This window comes from Lacinutrix sp. MEBiC02404 (assembly GCF_053601575.1).
The window spans coordinates 39,031-60,917 of record NZ_JBSHNV010000141.1; the positions used below are offsets into that span (position 1 = coordinate 39,031).

Annotated in this window: 18 protein-coding genes; 15 read left to right on the plus strand and 3 right to left on the minus strand. The window is 32.1% G+C overall.

What is annotated here, in order from left to right; genetic code table 11:
- Positions 1-44: 44 nt before the first annotated feature.
- From ACVCXO_RS03910 to ACVCXO_RS03925, 4 genes are all read left to right on the plus strand, one after another.
- A complete protein-coding gene (locus ACVCXO_RS03910; RefSeq protein WP_452228287.1) occupies positions 45-578 on the plus strand; it encodes a thermonuclease family protein in 534 nt (177 codons plus the stop codon).
- 104 nt (positions 579-682) lie between these two features.
- Entirely contained in the window at positions 683-1,045 is a 363-nt protein-coding gene (locus ACVCXO_RS03915) for a hypothetical protein (protein ID WP_452228288.1), read from the plus strand.
- 158 nt (positions 1,046-1,203) lie between these two features.
- A complete protein-coding gene (locus tag ACVCXO_RS03920; protein WP_452228289.1) occupies positions 1,204-2,562 on the plus strand; it encodes a GEVED domain-containing protein in 1,359 nt (452 codons plus the stop codon).
- 268 nt (positions 2,563-2,830) lie between these two features.
- Complete coding sequence (locus tag ACVCXO_RS03925) at positions 2,831-3,595, plus strand: NYN domain-containing protein (RefSeq protein ID WP_452228290.1); 765 nt, start codon at positions 2,831-2,833, stop codon at positions 3,593-3,595.
- A gap of 809 nt (positions 3,596-4,404) precedes the next feature.
- On the opposite strand, the gene ACVCXO_RS03930 is transcribed toward ACVCXO_RS03925, so the two are convergent.
- Together ACVCXO_RS03930 and ACVCXO_RS03935 are read right to left on the minus strand one after the other, a co-directional pair.
- The gene (locus ACVCXO_RS03930) at positions 4,405-5,040 is read right to left on the minus strand and encodes a 3'-5' exonuclease (RefSeq protein ID WP_452228291.1); all 636 of its coding nucleotides are present in this window, start codon (positions 5,038-5,040) and stop codon (positions 4,405-4,407) included.
- On the minus strand, positions 5,041-6,948 hold the full coding sequence (locus ACVCXO_RS03935; protein ID WP_452228292.1) for a DUF294 nucleotidyltransferase-like domain-containing protein: 1,908 nt from the start codon (positions 6,946-6,948) through the stop codon (positions 5,041-5,043).
- Between the two features lie 122 nt (positions 6,949-7,070).
- On the opposite strand from ACVCXO_RS03935, the gene ACVCXO_RS03940 reads away from it, so the two are divergent.
- From ACVCXO_RS03940 to ACVCXO_RS03950, 3 genes are all read left to right on the plus strand, one after another.
- Positions 7,071-8,135, plus strand: a complete 1,065-nt coding sequence (locus tag ACVCXO_RS03940) for a proline iminopeptidase-family hydrolase (RefSeq protein ID WP_452228293.1) — start codon at positions 7,071-7,073, stop codon at positions 8,133-8,135.
- 201 nt (positions 8,136-8,336) lie between these two features.
- Positions 8,337-9,935: a hypothetical protein gene (locus tag ACVCXO_RS03945; protein WP_452228294.1), complete on the plus strand. Its 1,599-nt coding sequence runs from the start codon at positions 8,337-8,339 to the stop codon at positions 9,933-9,935.
- Positions 9,936-10,093: 158 nt separating this feature from the next.
- On the plus strand, positions 10,094-12,643 hold the full coding sequence (locus tag ACVCXO_RS03950) for a T9SS sorting signal type C domain-containing protein (protein ID WP_452228295.1): 2,550 nt from the start codon (positions 10,094-10,096) through the stop codon (positions 12,641-12,643).
- A 511-nt stretch (positions 12,644-13,154) separates the two neighbouring features.
- On the opposite strand, the gene ACVCXO_RS03955 is transcribed toward ACVCXO_RS03950, so the two are convergent.
- Positions 13,155-14,375, minus strand: a complete 1,221-nt coding sequence (locus tag ACVCXO_RS03955) for a multidrug effflux MFS transporter (RefSeq protein ID WP_452228296.1) — start codon at positions 14,373-14,375, stop codon at positions 13,155-13,157.
- A 62-nt stretch (positions 14,376-14,437) separates the two neighbouring features.
- Between ACVCXO_RS03955 and ACVCXO_RS03960 the strand changes: the two genes are divergently transcribed.
- The 8 genes from ACVCXO_RS03960 (at position 14,438) to ACVCXO_RS03995 (ending at position 21,765) form a co-directional block, all read left to right on the plus strand.
- Positions 14,438-14,884: a DUF1572 family protein gene (locus tag ACVCXO_RS03960; RefSeq protein WP_452228297.1), complete on the plus strand. Its 447-nt coding sequence runs from the start codon at positions 14,438-14,440 to the stop codon at positions 14,882-14,884.
- A 97-nt stretch (positions 14,885-14,981) separates the two neighbouring features.
- Entirely contained in the window at positions 14,982-16,751 is a 1,770-nt protein-coding gene (locus ACVCXO_RS03965; protein WP_452228298.1) for an ABC transporter ATP-binding protein, read from the plus strand.
- Positions 16,752-16,830: 79 nt separating this feature from the next.
- Positions 16,831-17,931 (plus strand): sensor histidine kinase, encoded by a 1,101-nt coding sequence (locus ACVCXO_RS03970; RefSeq protein WP_452228299.1) that lies wholly within the window; start codon positions 16,831-16,833, stop codon positions 17,929-17,931.
- Positions 17,932-17,934: 3 nt separating this feature from the next.
- Positions 17,935-19,263 (plus strand): sigma-54-dependent transcriptional regulator, encoded by a 1,329-nt coding sequence (locus tag ACVCXO_RS03975; RefSeq protein ID WP_452228300.1) that lies wholly within the window; start codon positions 17,935-17,937, stop codon positions 19,261-19,263.
- Positions 19,264-19,457: 194 nt separating this feature from the next.
- The gene (locus ACVCXO_RS03980; RefSeq protein ID WP_452228301.1) at positions 19,458-19,643 is read left to right on the plus strand and encodes a hypothetical protein; all 186 of its coding nucleotides are present in this window, start codon (positions 19,458-19,460) and stop codon (positions 19,641-19,643) included.
- A 12-nt stretch (positions 19,644-19,655) separates the two neighbouring features.
- On the plus strand, positions 19,656-20,951 hold the full coding sequence (locus ACVCXO_RS03985; RefSeq protein ID WP_452228302.1) for a Glu/Leu/Phe/Val family dehydrogenase: 1,296 nt from the start codon (positions 19,656-19,658) through the stop codon (positions 20,949-20,951).
- A gap of 19 nt (positions 20,952-20,970) precedes the next feature.
- Positions 20,971-21,372 carry a GreA/GreB family elongation factor gene (locus ACVCXO_RS03990; RefSeq protein ID WP_452228303.1) on the plus strand — a complete coding sequence of 134 codons (402 nt, stop codon included), beginning with the start codon at positions 20,971-20,973 and terminating at the stop codon, positions 21,370-21,372.
- A gap of 15 nt (positions 21,373-21,387) precedes the next feature.
- Positions 21,388-21,765 (plus strand): hypothetical protein, encoded by a 378-nt coding sequence (locus ACVCXO_RS03995; RefSeq protein WP_452228304.1) that lies wholly within the window; start codon positions 21,388-21,390, stop codon positions 21,763-21,765.
- Positions 21,766-21,887 lie beyond the last annotated feature (122 nt).

The window sequence follows — 21,887 nt, forward strand, 5'->3', positions numbered from 1 at the left end:
GTTATTAAATACTGTAAATTTAGATTAAATTAAATTGTCAAACTATGCCCAAATTTTGGTTCTTTTTATTCGTAATTATATTATCCTCTTATAAATATTCAAATCGCACTTTAAAACCTACAATCATCAAAGGGAAAGTTATTGGAATTATGGATGGAGACACCTTTAAACTACTGACTAAAGATTCTACAATACTAAAAGTACGACTAGCAAATATAGATTGTCCTGAAAAAAAACAAGCCTTTTCAATAAAAGCAAAACAGTTTGTATCCGATGCTGTTTTTAGCAAACAAGTAACGGTTCAAGTATTAAAAAAAGATAGATACAGACGTTTAATTGCGAATGTGTTTTATGGGGATTCTATTAATCTAAACCATCAACTAGTTAAACACGGATTAGCTTGGCATTATGCTAAGTATTCTAAAGATACCATTTTACAAGGTTTAGAAGATCAAGCAAGAAAGGATAAAGTTGGCTTGTGGGTAGATAAAAAAGCTATTTCTCCATGGCAATGGAGAGATGATAAAAAGAAAGCATATCAATTAAAGAAGAAACTAAAAGAAAGAAAGACAAATTAAACAATACTGTCTATTTAGTTGCTTTAAGACGAAGGATTTGAAATAATGCAGACTTTATGGTTGCCTTAAACTTTTCATTTCCTCGTTTTCTAAATTAAAAACAAATGAAATCTTTAAAATTTCTAATACTTGTTCTATCCTTTGCTTTTGTGCATACCGCAGTCGCACAAACCGTTTACACAACAAATACAGGAGAAAAATATCATAAATCTAGTTGTCGATATTTGAAATATTCAAAAAAAGAATACACTTTAGAAAAAGCAATAGAATTAGGATTTAAAGCTTGTTCCGTTTGTAAGCCAACATACATTAATACCACAGCTACAAATGCTAATGCCTTTTCTTCAAGTCAAAGGAGTACAACAGCCAAAAAAACAACAGCAACACAATGCACAGGTAAAACAAAAGCAGGTAAGCGCTGTAAACGGAAAACAAAAAATGCTAATGGTAGGTGTTATCAGCATTAAAGAATAAATAAGTATATACAGACTTACATGTCCTACGTCTTCGTAATGACTTCCACAAAAGCATAAGGTCTAAGTTAAAGTATTCTGTTAAAAAACAGTATCTTACAAATATGTGTGTTTTATTTTATAAATTAGAGTTTAATCAAATTCTAAAATTTATGAAAAAAATTACGCAAGTCCTTACACTCTCATTTGCACTATTCGCTATTGGAATTCAAGCACAAACTTTTCCACTTCCGTATTGTGAGATTACAAATGCAGGAGATGTTTTGGTGGAAGAAATCACAACAGTTAATTTTGGGGAAGCTACTATTGTCAATACAGATATTACATCTGTTTTATTAGATGAAACTGGAACTATAGTAACTGTAAATCCAGATGGGATATATACTCTTGAAGTTTCAGGGAATACCTACGATATGAATGGAAATGCTTTCGATAATGATATTGTTGCATTTATAGATTGGAATCAAAATGATGTTTTAGATGATGCTGGTGAAATCTACAACATAGGTACTATTACTGGATCTACAGGAAACGATGGTATTTCTGTGATGTTAAATATAACAGTTCCAACAAATGCTAGTTTAGGAAACACACGTATTAGAATTACTAAAGTCTATCAAGACCCAGACTCTCCAGCAGTTGTGAATCCATGCGCTATAGAGTTTTATCCTTTTGGTTTTGGACCTTATGCGAGTTATGGTCAAGCATTAGATTTTATGTTAGAAGTAGAAGTTGCTCCTGTTTTTCCGCTTCCGTATTGTGAGATTACAAATGGAGATGGTGTTTTGGTGGAAGAAATCACAACAGTTAGTTTAAATGGAAGTACTATTAATAATACCAATATATCTTCTGTTTTAATAGATGAGACAGGAACTATTGTAGCCGTAAATCAAGATGAAATTTATACACTGGAAGTTTCTGGGAATACCTATGATATGAATGGAGATGCTTTTGATAATGATATTGTTGCATTTATAGATTGGAATCAAAATGATGTTTTAGATGATACTGGTGAAGTTTATAATATTGGAACCATTACTGGTTCTACAGGAAGTGATGGTGTTTCTGTAACTATGGATATCCCTATTCCGTTAGATGCTGAAGAAGGAAGAACACGTATTAGAATTACCAAAACGTATCAAGATGCAGACTCTCCAGCAGTAGTAAATCCATGTGCTATAGAATTTTATCCCTTCGGTTTTGGTCCTTATGCAGGTTACGGACAAGCCTTAGATTTTACAATAGAAGTAGCACCAGCTTTAAGTATCGATACCTTTGATATGGAAGCTTTATCCGTTTTTCCAATACCAACAAAAGATATTTTAAATATAAAGTACAAGTCCGTATTAAATGCAGTGAAGATTTATACTGTTTTAGGACAAGAAGTGTATGCTGAGAATACAGCTTCATCTAATTTAAAATTAGATGTATCGACGCTTTCTGCAGGAATTTATATAGTGAAATTAATAGCAGAAAAAGGCCAACATAATTTTAGAATTATAAAGCAATAGAAGTAGATTAAGATTATTTCACTACATTTAAACTATAATTTAAAAGAAAAATATTAAAACAATACAATCATGGCAAAATCACAAGATTCAAAAAAAAACGTAAAAAAAGAAGCAGCATTATCACCTAAAGAAAAAAAGGCTGCAAAATTGGCTAAAAAGGCAGCTAAAAAATAATAACTTGTTATAACATATAAAACCACTCCAATTGGAGTGGTTTTTTGATATAATGCTATTATCTTTATATTCATTATTAAAAAGCACAAAATTTATGGACATTAAACTTGCAGTACTTATTGATGGAGATAATATTCCTTCCGCTTATGTAAAAGAAATGATGGAAGAGATTGCTAAATATGGTAATCCAACCATTAAACGTATTTATGGCGACTGGACCAAACCTCATTTGTCTAAATGGAAAAATGTATTGTTAGAAAATGCGATTACTCCAATTCAGCAATATGGTTATACTACAGGTAAAAATGCTACAGATTCTGCCATGATTATTGATGCCATGGATGTTTTGTATTCGGGTAAAGTAGACGGGTTCTGTTTAGTATCTAGTGATAGTGATTTTACTCGTTTAGCTACGCGATTGCGTGAAGCAGGAATGCAAGTATTTGGTATTGGCGAAAAGAAAACACCAAACCCTTTTATTGTTGCTTGTGATAAGTTTATATATATCGAGATTCTTAAAAATCAGGCCGAAGAAAGTGAATCAGAATCGTCTACAGAAAAGTCTGTGAGTAAAGAGAATAAATACGATAAAATAACACAAAAAGAAATTAAGTTTATTGCAGCAACTATAGATGATGTTGCAGATGATGATGGTTGGGCTTTTTTAGGAGATGTTGGAAGTTTACTGCAAAAGAAACAACCCAATTTCGATTCTAGAAATTACGGATTTCAAAAATTAACGCCTTTAATTAAATCTATTTCCACTTTTGAAATTGAAAGAAGAGAAGATGCTAGAGGACGTTCGAAGCTTATTTATGTAAAGATTAAAGAAGTGAAATCTAAGGGTAAAAAGAGATAGGGAAAAAGAAAGTGAAAAGTTAATGGCATTTCGAGGTAAGAAGCAATCTCATTAATGTATATATCAATAATAAATAGTACTGGCTCTCCTCTTTTTTAAAGAGGAGAAAGAATTTAAATTCTTTTTTAGAATTTGAAGAAAGAGGAGTTAATAAAAGTGCTTCGCCTTTTTCTACAAACCATCCGATTTTTGTTAAAACAAAAACCACCTTCCTTTAACTAAAGGAAGGAGCACCTAAACGCAAATTCTTTTATAAAATTTCGTATCGAGAACTTCTGATTAATTACTTCTCGATACCATTTGTACCTACTTCACAAATCACTCGAAGTGACAAAAAAAAATGTATACTATTTATCGAGTTGAGTTGCATTATTCCTTGTCCGTTCGAGTGAAATTACATTTTGTCAGTTCGAGTGAAATTCTTTTTCAGAATTCCGTATCGAGAACTTCTGATTAATTACTTCTCCATACAATTTGTACCTACTTCACAAATCCCTCGAAGTGACAAAAAAAGATGTATACTATTTATCGGTTTGAGTTGCATTATTCCTTTTCCGTTCGAGTACAATTACATTTTGTCAGTTCGAGTGAAATTCTTTTTCAGAATTTTGTATCGAGAACTTCTGATTAATTACTTCTCGATACCATTTGCTCATGCTTCACAAATCACTCGAAGTGACAAAAAGAGATGTATACTATTTATCGAGTTGAGTTGCATTATTCCTTTTCAGTTCGAGTGAAATTACATTTTGTCAGTTCGCGTGAAATTCTTTTTTCAGAATTTTGTATCGAGAACTAGTGTATTACTTCTAAAAATCCCTCAACCTCAAATCTCTTTTTTTCTTCTTTTTTAACAAAGCAGCAAACTTTAAAAATAAAACAGCAGTTAAAAACGCATCACCAGAAGCCGTGTGTCTGTCGTGCATAGTAATATGAAACATGTCGCAGAGTTGATCCAAACTATAATGTTTTACGTCTTTAACGTATTTCGTTTTTTTATAAAGCTGTCCCGTGTCTACCAATTTGTTTTTAAGTTTTGGCAAATCCATTCGTTTTAGAGCTTGGTTAATCATAGCGACATCAAATGCAATATGGTGCGCTACCAAAACAGCACCTTCAATATGTTTTAAGAATAGCTTTATACCTTCCGTTTCTTCTTTTTTATGAATAGATCCTGCTTTTAAAATGCCATGAATTTTTACTGTATCTGCATTAAAATGTTCTTGTTGTACGTAACATTCTAAGCTGTCGGAAACGTTTATACTAAAGTTTTGTATGGTAACTGTACCAATAGATAAAATAAGGTCTTCGTTTGGATTTAGTCCTGTAGTTTCGGTATCAAATACAACAAAACGCGTCGCTTCTAAAAGGTTGTTTTTGCCTTTAAAACTTTCCGCGTAAGCGTTATAAAAATCAGGATATGTTTTGCGTTTAAACCAATTCATTTATAATAATTGAGACAGTTTAAAACGAATTTTTAATAAATCTTGTATGTCCTTTATTGGCTTAAAACAACCTTTAAGTTTTAGCCTGTCAGCTTTACTTAGGCTATTCAGATCTATAAATCTTCCAGAATCATTATTTTTTAAACCTTGTTGTGTTCTAAAACGCAGTAAAATCCGAAAGGCACTAATACAAGATTCGTATAAATCTTTGGTTTGCGGTTCTATTTCTGCAAGTTTTTTAAAACGTTCAATAGTACTGTTGACGTCTTTGGTGTTGTGCGATAAAACAAGCAATCGCGCAGCATCTACCAATGGCATAATAGCACGTGCTTTAATATCAAACTGGTCTTTGTGTTCCCCCGAATCTTCTACTAAAAAATTTCTAAAAAAGCTTAAAGGTGCTGGGTTTTTTAACGCATTTTGTCCCATAAAATTCAAGAAGATTTCATAGCTATCTATGGCTTCAAAAATACTGGTAGACATCTCATCAACAAGTTTATGATTTCCATAAACCAAATCGTAATCAAAAAAGATGTTACACAGCATCATTTTATCTGGATCTGGATGCGTAATCCAATTTTTAAATTGTGCTTTCCATTCGGTAACCGACAAACACCATTTAGGATTACTAGCCATCATATTGGCGGGACAAAGTTCAAAACCAACGGTATTTAGTTTGTTGTTAATCGCTTTTGCTAATTGTATAAAATAGGAGGTGACTGTTTCTTTTTTTTCTTCGGAAACATCTTCAAAAACCAAAGCATTGTCTTGATCTGTGAGCAGTAATTGTTCTTTTCTGCCTTGGCTACCAATCGCCAACCATGCAAAACCAACAGGTGGCTCTTGTTGTATTTCGGTAATACTTAAAATAATAATACGTTTGGTAATAGCTTCGTTTATTGCTGAAATAATATTGGCAATAAATGAAATTGGAATATGTTGTTCTATATAGTTTTTAAGCAGTTCTTGTGCCTTTTCTCGGATGTATTTTAAAGCTTCGGCTGAGGTTGCTCGCTTAATCTCTTTAATTAACACGGAAGGGTTATTTCCGTGAATTACAATAATATCATGCTCAGATAAAATCCCAATTAATTCTGAATTGGTGGTGCCATCTGTAGTAATACACAAATGGGAAATTTCATTTTTCAGCATGGCTATTTGTGCTTCGGCAACCGTAATAGTTGGCGGAAACGTAATAACAGGAGCAGACATGATGGTTTCTACTTCTTCACTAATAGCATGCAAACCTGTTGCAATTTTGTTACGTAAATCTTTGTCTGTAATAATACCTATTGGTTGCTTGTTTTGAGTAATAACGATAGATCCGACTTTATTTTTACTCATCACCAAACAGGCATCTTTTATAATAGTGTGTGCCTGACAAACAATGGGGTTTTTAGAGAAGTTTGCAGATTGCACTTCTGTAAAACTATTGGTGTTTGGTTGTAAAAAATCTTCGTTAGCAAATAGCGTTCCTTTGTCTTCTTCCGAATACGGATTACGTGTATTAGTTGCAAAACTGGCAATTAAAAACTGATTGGCTTTCGGGTTAGTAATAATAATATCTTCCAAAACTTTAGAAGACATACTGTACACAATACTTTCTTCAATAGCTTTGGCGTCTAGCAAGTATTGATCTTTCCGAATTAAAGCGCGTAGACCAAAAATATCACCTTCATCACATTCATCTACCAAACTATTTCCGCGATAAATACCAATAGCACCATCTTTTACCACATAAAACGAATCGTGTAAATCTTCATTTTGCTTAAAAATAAAGTTGTCTTTTTCTATATAATGCACTTTAACTTGCGTGGCAATGCTAAATAGTTGCTCGTGAGTTAATGCATCAAAAGGAGGGAAGCCTTTTAAGAAATCTAAAATACGTTCTGCAATAGTATTCTTCATGCTACTAAGTTATATAAAAAGAAGCGGTAATATTCTGATAATTATCATATTGTTGCTAAAATACTATAGTTGTTAATTGCCACTTAATTTAACTAACTTAGTATTCTAAATCCTTCCGTTTTATGAAAATCAAAACAATACTATACAGTTTACTTGTTCTATTCTTCTTTAATTGTAAAGATGAAAATAGCCATAAGCAGGAAATTGCAACCGAAAATACTTCCGCAGAAAAATATTTAGAACCTCAAAAAGACGATCAATTTTTAGGTGGTATTAAAATGATTCCTATACAAACGCCAAAGGGCGAGTTTAAAGTATGGACGAAACGTGTTGGTAATAATCCGACCATGAAAGTCTTGCTATTACATGGCGGACCAGGAATGACGCATGAGATTTATGAATGTTTTGATGGCTACTTTCCGCAGGAAAATATAGAATATTATTACTATGACCAATTAGGGTCGTATTACAGCGACCAGCCAAAAGATGTAAGTCTTTGGGATTTAGATCGTTTTGTAGAAGAGGTAGAACAAGTGCGAATTGCCTTAGGTTTGGATAAGGATAATTTCTATTTATACGGACAATCTTGGGGAGGAATTCTAGGGATGCAATACGCCCTGAAATATCAGGAAAATTTAAAAGGATTGATTATTTCGAATATGGTGGCTTCTATTCCAGAGTATCAGAAATATAGTGATTCGGTTTTAGCGCCACAAATGAATCCAGAAGTTTTAAAAGAAATCTTGAAATATGAAAATGACGAAGACTATAGCAATCCGCGTTACATGGAATTGATTGTAAATAATTATTATACAGAGCATGTGATTAGAATGCCTGTTGCCGATTGGCCAGAACCAATTAATAGAGGTTTTAAGCATTTAAATCCCGATGTGTATGTAACTATGCAAGGACCAAGTGAGTTTGGAATAAAAGGAGATGCCACACTGAAAAATTGGGATGTTACAGATCGATTGAAAGAAATAAAAACACCAACATTAACTATTGGCGCAACCCATGATACTATGGATCCCGAACATATGAAATGGATAAGTACCGAAGTGCAAAACGGACGGTTTTTATTATGTCCTAACGGAAGTCATTTGTCGCAATTTGATGATCAGAAAGTATTTTTTAAAGGCTTGATTGCGTTTATTAAAGATGTGGATAATGGTGCTTTTAAAGACTAAGTCAATGCAAACTTGCTAAATCATCCTTTTTTCTTTAGCTAAAGTATCTAGCCTAAATAACGTAATTTAAATAGTATTTGGTGCGGGTAGTATTAAAAAAAAAATAATTTGATTCGAAATAAAGCGGGTAAGAATACTGTTTTTTATATGGTTTGTTTAATTTTACGCAAGATTGATAATTTATAAATGTCTTTGTTTTTTATGATGCGTTGCGCGGTTTTAAAATTAATATTTTTTGGTGTTTTATTCTTTTTAGTGCCTTCTTCTTTCGGACAACAAAAGGAAGGTAGTATAGCTATGCAATACTTAGATTCTGCAGAAGTTTATATCGATGAGTTTCCTAAAAAAGCTGTTGCTTATTTAGATGTTATTCCAGAACCAATAGAAGAAAATCTAAAAGGGAAAGTAGCCAAATATTATAAACTAAAAGCAATAAGTAACAATGCGTTAAATCAACAAGCAGAAATTTTCAATAATTTTCTACTAGCTTTAAAATATGCTGAAATAGAAAAAGATTATGACACCGCAGGAATGTCTAGTTTAGAATTGTTTTATAATATTTATTCTATTAAGGAAGATACTACAGCAATGGTGTATTTAGATAAAGCAAAAACGTATTACGAATTAGGTAATAATAAAAATGGGCTTACAGAAGTGGAGCAGATGTATGCTTATATTGAGTTTCAAAATAAAAACTATAAAAAAAGTAATGCTCTGTTATTAGCACATTTAGAGGACTATAAATCTATAAAAGAAGACGGTTATTATTATATGTATGCCTTGTTTATGCTAATTTCAAATTATTTAGATTTGAATGATTTGGAACATGCAAAACAATTCTTTCAACCTTTTGAAAGGTTAAGAAATGATGTAACAATTTCACCTTCATTATATAAAAAGCATGAAGTAACTTTATATAACTGTTTTGCCGAAAGGTATTTTAAAAATAAAAAAAAGGATTCTTTAAAAATATATTTAGATCAAGCAGAAGCATTGCGTTTGTCAATGAATGATGCAGATGTTGAAAATTATTTTAAACTAAAAAGTAATTACTATGATGAAATAAATAATATAGAATTTAAAAATAATTATGTAGATTCTTTAAAGGATTTTCATCAAAGAAATTTGAAAGAAACTTTAGATGCAAGTCTTAAAATAAATAAAACATTAATTAATACGGAAAATAATTTACGAGAAGAAAGTAGCAAGAAGAAGTTAAACAGAAATGCTATGATAATCTTGGGATTTGTACTTCTTGTCTTTATTGTTTTTGTAAGTGTTAAAAACAATAAAATAAAACAAAAAATAGGAGAGTTTACTAAAAAGAAAGAAGAATATACATATATGCAAACCAACCATGAAAAATTGCAGGTGAAGGTTCGCGGATTAGAAGATTATTTAAATGACGTGAAAAAGGAAATCAAAAGTATTTCGAAAATAAATGACACACCAAAACAAAGAGAGCGAATAAAAGAATTATATAAAGATTTACACTTAAACTCTTCTACCGTTTTAGATAAAAGCAAAAACCATCTAGAGCTTGTTAATGATTTGAATATCGATTTCTTTAATACCATGAATAGTAAACATCCAGAATTAGATGATTCAGAAATTATAATCTGTTATTATTTACACATCGGATTTAAAAATAAAGAAATAGCAGTATTCTTAAATAGATCACTAAGGTCGATAGAGAATAAAAGATTTAGAATAGGAAAAAAAATACATCTTAAAGCAACGAATCTAAATTTATTAGAATATCTAAATGCGCTTTTTGAAGAAAATAAAAAAGTTGTCTAATACAATAATTTTATATCTCCACACCTTACGGTAATTGAAAACCAGTTTTTTATAGAAGTGAGTAATTAGTGAGTAGTCCTTTTTGTTTTATTACTTCCGAAGTTTTTAATATTTGTAGGAACAATTATAATGTTCTACTAATTTTTAAAATGGATAAAATGAAAAAAATTACCTACCTATTAATGTTGTTTTCAATTGCTGCATTTAGCCAAAATACAGAGGATGCAAATTGGAGATCTATTTATGGCAATAACGATGCTAGTTTTTATGAAATCCAAGCAGATTTTAATGCCTATTGGAAAGGCAAAACGCCAGAGCGCGGACAAGGATATAAGCCTTTTAAAAGATGGGAAGATTATATGGCACCAAGAGTTTATCCTTCTGGAGACATCAACTTACCTTCTAATAACTACAATAATTATATCTCTTGGTTAAAAGAAAAAGGAAATAGCAAGGAAGAAATTACATACAGAAGTTCTTTATCAAATTGGACAGAGATTGGACCAATTGGTGCTGCAGGTGGACCAAGCCCTTACACAACAACAGGTGCAGGAAGAACAAATTTTGTAAGATTTGATCCAAGTGATAACAATATTATGTACGTTGGTACTCCTGATGGAGGTTTATGGAAATCTACAAATGGTGGTGCTTCATATACAACCAATACCGATTTTTTAGCAGCTATTGGGTGTTCTGATTTAGTAATAGATCCTACAGATACCGATATTATGTATCTAGCAACGGGTGATTTAGAAGGAAATAGAAAAACTATTGGTGTTTTAAAATCTACAGATGGCGGAGCAACTTGGAATACTACTTCATTTGCAGTAGCTCCTTCGAATGGATATCTTATCTCTAAATTAGTAATGGATCCAAATAATCCTTTAAAGATGATTGCTTCTACTAATGTTGGTACTTTTAATACTAATGATGGTTGGGCAACATATTTCTATGGTACATTCCCTGCTGGAGATCCTAATCTTCAAGATATGGAGTTAAAACCAGGAAGTTCATCTACAGTATATGCATCAGGTACTAACTTTTATAAGTCTACAGATTTTGGAGTTAATTGGACGGAAGTTACTTCTGGATTACCAACTTCAGGAATTGTTCGTATTGCATTAGGAGTAACTCCAGGTAATGATTCCTATGTGTATGCATTATATGCTAATTCCGCGGGTAATAATTATAATGGTATGTATCTATCAACAGATAGCGGTACTACTTTTACAACACAATCTACTTCACCAAACTTATTAGGTTATGAAGCGGATGGTTCCGATGCTGGCGGACAAGCATTCTACGATTTATCGATTGTTGTTTCTCCAACAAATCCAAATATTGTAACTACAGGTGGTGTGAACCATTGGCAATCTACAGATGGTGGTGTAAATTGGGTAAATACTACGGTTTGGGATTCTGGCGAAATACATGCAGATGTACATGAATTATACTATTTACCAGGAAGTGCTACAACCATGTTTTCTTGTAATGATGGTGGTCTTTTTAAATCTACAGATAATGGAAATGATTGGTATGATATTAGTGGTAATATGGGAATAGGACAAATGGTGAAATTAGGATTATCTCCTTTAACGGCAACAACTATGGTGGCAGGAGAACAAGACAATGGTTCTATTTTAAAAACAAATTCTAGTTGGTATGCTATCAATGGTGGAGATGGCGGAGAATGTTTTATCGATTATACAGATAATAATACCATTTATACACAATATGTAGAAGGTAAATATGCACGTACTTATGATGGTGGAACAAATATGAATCCTATTGTAACAGGTCTTCCAACAGGAATAGATTTTTATAGTCCTTTTAAAATGGATCCTGTAGATAATTATACCATATATTCTGGAGGTACTCCTACATTATATATTTCCACTAATCAAGGAGATAATTGGTATCCGTTAGCGACCTCTTTAGGTACAGGAAGTATTACCGATTTTGTAGTTGCACCTAGTAATACTGCTGTAATATATACAGTACAAGCAGATGCTATTTCTAAGTCTACTGATTATGGTGTTAGTTTTACTAATGTTACCGGAACGCTACCTACAACTGCAGCTTTTTCTAGTGTTACCGTATCTAATACAAATCCAGATAAAGTTTGGGTAACCTATTCTGGTTACGAAGCTGGAACTAAAGTGTATCAATCTCTGGATGGAGGATCTAATTGGACAAGTATTTCAGCAGGATTACCTAATATACCTATGAATACTATAGTATATACTAATAATACGACTTCAGACGCTATTTATGTTGGAGGAGATATTGGTGTATATTATTTCAATAATACCTTATCTGCTTTTGAATTATTTAATATTGGTCTACCTAATACAAGTATAAAGGATTTAGAGATTCATTATGCTACAGCAAAAATTGTTGCTGGAACCTACGGAAGAGGTGCGTGGATAAGCAATTTAAATGATGCTACATTAGATGTAAATCAAAATGAAGTTGCATTTGAAATTAAGGTTTTTGAAAACGAAAACGAACAATTAAAAGTGAAATCTACAACACATACTATTAATAGTATTACTGTTTTTGATGCCTTAGGTAGACGAGTATTTGACCAAGTGAATATTGGAGCAAAAGAGTTTACCATTGCATCTATTAAAAGAAAGCAACAAGCTTTATTTGTAAATGTTACTTTATCAAATAATTCTATAATTTGTAAAAAAATAATGTTTTAATTAATAATTGTTTAATAGCGGGAAAGGGGGTTTCTATTTTAGAAACTCTTTTTTTTTTAATATTAAAAAAGAATAACATATTTATAATTAGAACACAATCAATAATTTACTCTATTGAGTAATTAGTGAGTAGTCCTTTTTTTATTTAGTAGTAGACGGCTCCATATATTTGATGAGATTATTATTCTAAACAGGAAATAATATAAAAATAAAATTAGAAGAATAGGCCATATGAAAGTAGGAAGCAAATAGAATAGCATTTCAAAATATCCGAAATCAATTACAAATAGTAAACGAAACATTACATTACCAATACAGTGCATGGTACACGAATATAATTTATAATGTAGTTGGTGTTTAGTATAAAACGCAAACTTAAATCTTAGAAAAAATAGTGTAGATGTTAATCATGTGGCTACACAGAAGATAGTTATTAAGTGAGGGAATAATTAATTAATGTTAATTATTGTAATTTGAAAAGAGCCCCTAAAAAGGCTCTTTTTTTTGATTTTTATACAGATAAACTTGGTTTTAATTTCGCTACTTTTTTCTTGATATAAATAAAAATTAGAAGCGATAAAAAGCCAAATATAGTAAAGCCAATAAATAGAGGTAAAGCAGTGTCTTTTACAAAACTACCAATATAATTAGCAATTGGTACCGCCATTATGGTAGAGATAAAGCCTGTTAAAGCGGCTCCAATTCCAGCAATATGACCAATAGGCTCCATCGCAATGGCTCTTAAATTCCCGAAAATAAAACCAATAGTAAAAAACTGAATAGCCATAAATAATAGTATGATCGCTAAGGACGGGTTTGTTGCTGCACTCCAAAAAAGAAGCACGTATAACAACGCATTTATACTAAATACTATAATTGCTATATACGATAAACGCCACATACCTAAACGCATTACAAAACTACCATTTAAAAAGGTAGACAATCCAACACCAGCGGCTAATCCAGCAAAAATATATGGAAACTCTTCTATTAACCCATATTGATTCTCAAAAATAATTTGTGAAGCACTTAAATACACTATAAATGCTCCAGAAATAAAACCAGAAATAATGGTGAATGCTATAGTTTCTGGATGTTTTATTAATTCCTTTACACCATCAATAAATACGTGTTTACTAAACTTTATTTTATATTCTGGTTTCAGCGTTTCCGGTTGTCTTTTCCAAAACCAAATACTGACTAAAAATGCCATTACTAATTGTACATAAAAAATACCTTGCCATTCATAATGGTTTAAAATAAATTTTCCCATTACTGGAGCAATAACTGGCACTAAAATGAAAAAAGTGGTCACAAAAGACATGATTTTTGCCATATAATCTCCTTTGTACATATCTCTAATGACAGCAATAGCAATGGTTCTTGGAGCTGCTAAACCAATACCTTGTAAAATTCTACCAAAGATCATCCATTCTAAAGATGGAGATAAAACACATATTACACTCGCGACCGTAAAAACAGCAAAACCAATATATACTATAGGTTTTCTTCCAAAGCTGTCCGATAAAGGTCCGAACAATAATTGCCCAAATCCTAAACCTAAAAAAATCATGGTAATTAATAACTGATTGTTATTGGTGTCTAGACTATTAATAGAAACCCCAATAGCAGTCATCGCTGGTAAAATAGCATCAATGGCAAGTGCTACAATAGACATTAAGGAGGCCATTAAGGCTATAAATTCAAGCTTTACAGGTTGGTTTTCTTGCATCTTGCAAAAGTAAGTCAATTATTAACTATTTTTGGGCTTGAAATCTTAATTAAATCTTAATTATGCTAATACATACTTTGGTAAAACTCTTTACAAGAGACTTGAATGCTTTAATAACAGAAATTGAAACGTATACCAAGGAAACTAATTTGTGGATAACCAACGAAGCGGTGAATAACTCTGCAGGAAATTTATGTTTGCATTTGGTAGGTAATTTAAATGCTTTTATTGGTGATTCTATAGGAAACACAGGTTACATACGACAAAGAGATTTAGAATTCTCACTTAAAAATGTACCTAAAATAGAATTAATTAAGCAAGTTAAAGATACGATTATAGTAGTTGAAAATACACTTAAAATGGTAACGGAAGCCGACTTGCAAAAAGAATATAAGCGTCGTGTTTTTGAAGATACCATGACTACCGAATACTTTTTAGTCCATCTAACCATGCATCTTTCCTATCATTTAGGACAAATAAATTACCACCGACGTTTATTAGATAACTAACAAAAACCGGTCGGTCATTCTTCTTAACAAAACATTAATTTTTTAGTGTAAGTCTATTGCTTTTTCAAACGTATCTTTGCTTAACATTTATATAAATATGCAACATTTAAAAACTTCAGATTCTAAAGATAAAACCAAACCAAAAGTAACTTTAAAACAAGCGTTTAAAACCATTATTTGGCCTAGACGTAAATTGGTATTTATTGGTTTAATTCTAATCATCATTAAAAGTCTTTCCGGTTTAATATTGCCTTGGCAAAGTAAAGTATTACTCGATGACGTAGTGCCCAGTGGAGATACCAGTAAATTATGGACCCTTATTGCCATTGTAATTATTGCAATATCAGTGCAAGCGGTTACTTCTTATTTACTAACAAAAATATTAAGTGTTCAAGCGCAATATTTAATTTCAGAATTACGAGCTCAAGTTCAAAAAAAGGTGCTTTCGCTTCCTATTAGTTTTTTCGATAACACAAAATCGGGAGCATTAGTTTCTCGAATTATGACAGATGTAGAAGGCGTTAGAAATCTTATAGGTACCGGTTTAGTACAATTAGTTGGAGGAACATTTACAGCAGTAGTATCTTTATTTATCTTGATTAAACTGAATGCTTGGATGACACTTTTTGTATTTATTCCATTATCTATTTTCGGAATAATCGCATTAAAAGCATTCAAATATATCCGTCCAATTTTTAGAACTAGAGGTCAGATAAATGCGGAAGTTACTGGTCGTTTAACCGAAACTTTAGCTGGAGTTCGCGTAATAAAAGCCTTTAATGCCGAAGAACAAGAAAATGTAGCTTTCGAAAAAGGCGTGGATAGATTATACCAAAATGTAAAAAAGAGTTTAACAGCTACTGCTTTAATGACCAGTTCTTCTACTTTTTTAATAGGAGTTGCAACTACTGGAATCATGGGAATTGGTGGTTATTATATGATTATTGGAGAAATGACGACAGGTGATTTTCTGTTTTTTACTTTGGTATTAGGATTTATGATTGCGCCAATTATTCAAATGAGTAATATTGGTAGTCAGTTAACCGAAGCTCTTGCAGGTTTAGATAGAACGGAAGAATTGATGAATATGGCTGCCGAAGACGATGACGAAAATCGTACCGAAGAGCTTCAAGATTTTAAAGGGGAAATAGAGTTTAAAGATGTTTCTTTTGCATACGAAGAAGGAAAACCTGTCCTTCATAATATCGATTTTAAAGCGCCTTCAGGTTCTGTAATTGCTTTGGTAGGAAGTTCTGGTTCTGGAAAATCTACCATCGCAGGATTATCGGCTACTTTTTTAAATCCGGAATCTGGTACCATTACAATTGATGGAAAAGATCTTTCTAAAGTGAAATTAAATAGCTTCCGAAAACATTTAGGTGTGGTATTGCAAGATGAATTTTTGTTTGAAGGTACCATTCGTGAAAATATTATGTTTCCAAGACCAAATGCTTCCGAAGAACAATTGCAAGCAGCGGTAAAAGCAGCCTATGTAAATGAATTTACAGATCGTTTTGATGATGGCCTAGAAACTTTAATAGGCGAAAGAGGTGTGAAGCTTTCTGGCGGACAAAGACAACGTATCGCGATTGCAAGAGCTATTTTGGCAGATCCGAAAGTTATTATTTTAGACGAAGCGACTTCTAATTTAGATACCGAAAGTGAAGCATTAATTCAGAAATCTTTATCGCAATTAACCAAAAATAGAACGACCATCGTTATTGCACACCGATTAAGTACGATTCGTAAAGCAGATCAAATTCTAGTCATCGAAAACGGAAAAATTGCAGAGCGAGGTAATCATGAGGATTTAATAGCATCTAAAGGTCGATATTTTGATTTGTATACTTATCAGGCTAAAATTTAATTATTTTACGCTTAGAATAAGAAGGTTACTATAAATGGAGATAATTTAAATGTGTATTTTTGTTAGGTAAATCATTAAAATGGCACCATTAATTACAGCAGAAGATAAATTAAAAGAGCGTATTAAAGAGCTTACTTGTTTGTATGCAATAAGTTCGTATATCGCTAATTGTAATATTGAAAATATTAATCCTACCATACAAGCGATAGCAATTAGTTTAAAAGATGCCATTCGTTTTCCTGAAGATGCTTCCGTTGAAATCTTGGTTCATGATGATTTATTTAAAACAGGAAAAGAGCCTTTAGAAAAGGTGTTTATTCTTTCTGCTATAAAAACATTTAACACGCCAATAGGTTCTATAAAAATTGGCTATTCGGAAGCTAAATATACGTCGAATAGTTTTTTAAACGAAGAAAAACAGCTTTTGCAAAAAGTAGCTTTAGAGATTGGTAATTTACTAGAACGCAAACAAATTATAGAAAACGAAGCGATCACTAGACGACAAATAGAACGTACAGATCGCTTATCTATTCTAGGAGAAATCACCGCTGGAATTGCGCATGAACTGAATACACCTTTGGCAAATATTTTAGGCTATTCGGAATTATTAAAAGACCAATTCCTGAATAATATCGAAGCTTCCAACGACTTAGAGAAAATCACAAACAGTGCTATTTATTCTAGAGAGGTAGTTAAAAAACTCATGTTCTTTTCCTGTGATATGCCACAGCAAATGAAACTAACAAACATAGTACCTATTATTAAAGACGCTATCAGTCTGTTAAAACCTAATTTCATTAAAAAGAATATTGATTGTCAGTTACATATTTTAGAAGATCGTATTACACTTCGAGTGGATGCGATTCAATTAACACAAGTTATTTTTAATTTAGTAATTAATGCTATTTATTTTTCGCCAGAAAACGGCATTATAAAAGTGCATGTAACCCAAAATGAAAAGGATATTGAAATAGTAATTAGCGACCAAGGAAAAGGAATTGATGCAGGTAGTAGCGATAGTATTTTCAATCCGTTTTACACCACCAAACCCGTTGGTGAAGGTTCTGGCTTAGGATTGAGCGTTGTGCATGGCATTGTTAAAAGTCATAAAGGAAGTATAAAACACAAACCGAATGTTCCTAAAGGAACTATTTTTACTATACACCTTCCTAAAAATTAAAGCATGGAATTCAATCGTGAAAATATATTAATTGTCGATGATGATGTTCATATTTTAGAACTCATACAACGCCATTTACAAACATTAAATTACCATACGTATAAAGCAATTTCAGTAAAAGAAGCGATCGCTATTTTACAAGATAAGTCGATAGATTTATTAATTACCGATTTAAAAATGCCTGGTGTGGATGGTTTAGAATTAGTAAAATATGTTTCCGAACATTTTCCGAATATCCCCAAATTAGTGGTTACTGGTTATCCTTCTATCGATGGTGCTTTAGATGCTCTAAGATCTGGTGCTATGGAATATGTAACCAAGCCATTCACGAAGGAAGAATTAAAAACTGCAGTTACAAAAGCATTAAAAGATACACCGAAAAAAGTGCAGCTTGCCTCTAATACAACGGAAGATAAAAAGGGCTATGGCGAACTTATTGGGCAATCGGAAGCATTAAAAAAAGTAACCGATGTTATCGATCGGGTAAAAAATAATAAAGCAACTGTTTTTATATCTGGTGAAAGTGGTACCGGAAAAGAATTAGTAGCACGTTCCATTCATTACCTAGGGAAATTTGCTACAGCACCTTTTGTTGCTGTAAATTGTGGTGCAATCCCTGAAAATCTTTTAGAAGCAGAATTGTTTGGCTATACAAAAGGCGCATTTACAGGAGCAGAAAACGATAGAAATGGATTTTTTCAAGCCGCTAATAAAGGCACTATTTTTTTAGACGAAATTGGTAATGCATCTTTAGCAACACAGTTGCGTTTGTTACGTGTTTTACAAGAAAAAGAAGTGGTTCGCGTGGGATCGCAAAAAGTAGAACCTGTAGATATTCGTGTTATTGCTGCAACCAATGTGAATTTAAAAGACTTAATAAAAACAGGGCGCTTTCGCGAAGATCTCTATTACCGTTTAACCGTTGTGGAATTAGAAGTTCCGCCATTACGAGATCGTAAAGATGATATTCCGCTTTTAGTGAAAAAGTTTTTGTTTAAATATGGTGTGGAATTTAAGGATAAATTAATTTCTATTTCTCCGGAAGCACTTACCGCTTTAGAACGCTATAATTGGCCAGGAAATATCAGGGAATTAGAAAATGTAATCCAACGCGCTGTAATTATGTGCGACAAGCAGGTTGCTATTCAAGACTTACCAGAACATTTAAAATACACCATCCAATTTCCGGAAGAAAACCAAGAACTCTTACCCTTAAAAACAGTGGAAAGAAATTATATTCTTAAAGTTTTAGAAGCTACAAATAACAACAAAACAAAGGCCGCTAAAATTCTACAAATAGATCGCAAAACCTTAGGCGAAAAAATAAAATAATTCCTTTTAATAGTGCGTATTATTTACGCAGTTGGGGAGTTTCTACACACTTCAATAATTCGCAAAACGCTTTAGTGTTGCGTGTAACATGCTGTTTTGTAGTGATTTAGAATATTTTTCATAAAATTACTTTTAGTATGGCACAGCAGTTGCCTTTAGGTTTGTAATAATAAAACTAATAAAATAAAAGTATTATGGAAAATAGCTTATGCAGTAATTGCAAGTTTAACAACGACTGTAGTTTAACCTCCAATAAAAATTTTATATGGTCTTGTAGTGAACATGAAGTAGCTGCTATAAACAATTTTGACCATGAAGAATTAACTACAAAAAATGCCTTCGCGTACCAAACTACCGAACGTGCAATGGAACTTATCTAAACAAAACAAAAAATGACTTTAACAAAAGAATTAAAAAAGAAAAAACAACCAAAACAAGGCATGCTGGCAAATGTGATGCAACAATTTGACGCAGCAGCAGATATGGTTGAACTAAATCCAAACATTAGAAAAATATTGGAAGTAACCAATAACGAACTAATTATTCACTTTCCAGTGCGTATGGATAATGGAGAAGTGGAGATTTTTAAAGGGTACAGAGTGCAACACAACAATGCATTAGGACCTTATAAAGGTGGATTGCGTTACCATCCTACAATCGATATCGATTCTGTAAAAGCATTAGCGATGTGGATGACCTGGAAAACATCACTGGCAGGTTTGCCTTATGGTGGTGCAAAAGGAGGAATTCAAATGGATCCTAAAAAATATTCGAATTCAGAATTAGAACGTATTACAAGACGTTTTACTTATGCTTTAGGAGAAAACATTGGGCCAGAACACGATATTCCAGCTCCAGATGTAAATACAAATGCGCAAACTATGGCGTGGATTGCAGATACCTATATGTCTACAAAAGCACCATCAGAACGTTCTAAAAATCAACACGTAGTAACAGGAAAACCTGTAGGTTCTGGAGGATTAGAAGGTAGAGATAGAGCAACAGGATTTGGTGTGTTTTTAACCATTAAATATTGGGCAGAAAACAAGAATGTAGATTTAAAAGGAAAAACATTTATTGTACAAGGTTTTGGAAACGTTGGCTATTGGACCGCACACTTTTTAGAATTAGAAGGTGCGAAAATGGTAGGTGTTCAGGATGCTTTTGGTTCTATTACTAATACCGAAGGATTATCTGTGGAGCATTTATTTGAATACATTAAAAACAATCAAGGAAGTGTACAAGGATTCCCTGGTTCTACAGCTGTTTTAAAAGAAGATTTCTTTGCATTACACTGTGATATCTGTATTCCTGCTGCTTTAGGGAATCAAATTACGAAAGACAATGCCAATGATATTAAAGCTTTTTTAATAGCGGAAGGTGCAAACGGACCTACAACTGTAGAGGCGGAGAAGATTTTATTAGAAAAAGGGATCACTGTAATTCCGGATATTTTATGCAATTCTGGAGGTGTAATTGGTAGTTATTTTGAATGGTTACAAAACCGTAACGGAGAGCTTTGGGAACTGGAAGAAATTCTTGTCAAATTAGATAAAAAGATAAAAGAAGTTTTTAATAGGGTTTTAAAAACGGCAGAAGCTAAAGATATTGATATGCGTTCGGCAGCATATTTTATTGCAATAGAACGTATTGAAAAAGCCTATGTACAAAGAGGGATTTTTCCTTGATAATTTAAAAATTTAGAACATGAAGTATGGCAGTATAGTATTAGAGAAAAAGGAATATGTTACATTAAAACAATTACTTAATTTATCTGAAAGTTATAAAGAATCCACAAGAAAGACATCCATTTTAAGATTGAAAGAGGAGTTAAAAAGTGCTATAATATTAGATGAAAAAGAATTGCCAGATGATATTATTCGGTTTAATTCTAATGTCGTTGTAGCAACCAAAGATGGTTGGCAAAATGATTTTCAACTGGTAGCAGTAGCAGAAAGTAATTTTTCAAATAAAAAGGTTTCTATTTTAACACCAATGGGCTTAGCTATTATTGGTTATGCAAAAGGGGATATTATAGATTGGGAGTTTCCTGGTGGTGTAAAATCTTTAGAAATTAAAGATGTAAAACAAACAGAAAAAGTAAAGTAATAAAAAATAAAAGTTATGGAATTAAATACATTTTTTAACCATGATACCGATGAGCAAATTGTTCAGAAAAGAAGTGCTGAAGAGTTAAGCTTATGGATGTCTCATATTAATTATATTCTTAATGAAAGTGATAGGTTAGCAAAAATAGCTTCCAATGTTATTAAAAACAGAGATTTTAGAGATCAGTTTTTAGAGTTAATAATTCAAAACCAATCTGTTTTAAATGAATTGCTTAGTTATAAAAATACCATGGTACATTATAAAGAATGTGATGATTTTGAATGCGATTTATTTTATATTAATAAGCATGAGGATTTTAGAGAGAAATATATAAAAGCTGTCCGTAATTATAGATCACATAAAGATCAGTTTTATTCTAAAATGCTTTCCTAAGTGTATTATAACTACTTGATTTTTATATAAAAAAAAGCCAAAACAGTCTATGTTTTGACTTTTTAATTTTGTGAATATTCTTACTTTAAAAATACTTTTTGTGGCTAAAATTGTAGTCCTAT

Coding starts and splice junctions, on each gene's coding strand:
- ACVCXO_RS03965 (WP_452228298.1), top strand. CDS start 14,982: ATGCAACATTTAAAAACTTCAGATTCTAAAGATAAAACCAAACCAAAA.
- ACVCXO_RS03925 (WP_452228290.1), top strand. CDS start 2,831: ATGGACATTAAACTTGCAGTACTTATTGATGGAGATAATATTCCTTCC.
- ACVCXO_RS03960 (WP_452228297.1), top strand. CDS start 14,438: ATGCTAATACATACTTTGGTAAAACTCTTTACAAGAGACTTGAATGCT.
- ACVCXO_RS03910 (WP_452228287.1), top strand. CDS start 45: ATGCCCAAATTTTGGTTCTTTTTATTCGTAATTATATTATCCTCTTAT.
- ACVCXO_RS03940 (WP_452228293.1), top strand. CDS start 7,071: ATGAAAATCAAAACAATACTATACAGTTTACTTGTTCTATTCTTCTTT.
- ACVCXO_RS03980 (WP_452228301.1), top strand. CDS start 19,458: ATGGAAAATAGCTTATGCAGTAATTGCAAGTTTAACAACGACTGTAGT.
- ACVCXO_RS03995 (WP_452228304.1), top strand. CDS start 21,388: ATGGAATTAAATACATTTTTTAACCATGATACCGATGAGCAAATTGTT.
- ACVCXO_RS03915 (WP_452228288.1), top strand. CDS start 683: ATGAAATCTTTAAAATTTCTAATACTTGTTCTATCCTTTGCTTTTGTG.
- ACVCXO_RS03970 (WP_452228299.1), top strand. CDS start 16,831: ATGGCACCATTAATTACAGCAGAAGATAAATTAAAAGAGCGTATTAAA.
- ACVCXO_RS03930 (WP_452228291.1), bottom strand. CDS start 5,040: ATGAATTGGTTTAAACGCAAAACATATCCTGATTTTTATAACGCTTAC.
- ACVCXO_RS03955 (WP_452228296.1), bottom strand. CDS start 14,375: ATGCAAGAAAACCAACCTGTAAAGCTTGAATTTATAGCCTTAATGGCC.
- ACVCXO_RS03920 (WP_452228289.1), top strand. CDS start 1,204: ATGAAAAAAATTACGCAAGTCCTTACACTCTCATTTGCACTATTCGCT.
- ACVCXO_RS03945 (WP_452228294.1), top strand. CDS start 8,337: ATGATGCGTTGCGCGGTTTTAAAATTAATATTTTTTGGTGTTTTATTC.
- ACVCXO_RS03985 (WP_452228302.1), top strand. CDS start 19,656: ATGACTTTAACAAAAGAATTAAAAAAGAAAAAACAACCAAAACAAGGC.
- ACVCXO_RS03975 (WP_452228300.1), top strand. CDS start 17,935: ATGGAATTCAATCGTGAAAATATATTAATTGTCGATGATGATGTTCAT.
- ACVCXO_RS03935 (WP_452228292.1), bottom strand. CDS start 6,948: ATGAAGAATACTATTGCAGAACGTATTTTAGATTTCTTAAAAGGCTTC.
- ACVCXO_RS03990 (WP_452228303.1), top strand. CDS start 20,971: ATGAAGTATGGCAGTATAGTATTAGAGAAAAAGGAATATGTTACATTA.
- ACVCXO_RS03950 (WP_452228295.1), top strand. CDS start 10,094: ATGAAAAAAATTACCTACCTATTAATGTTGTTTTCAATTGCTGCATTT.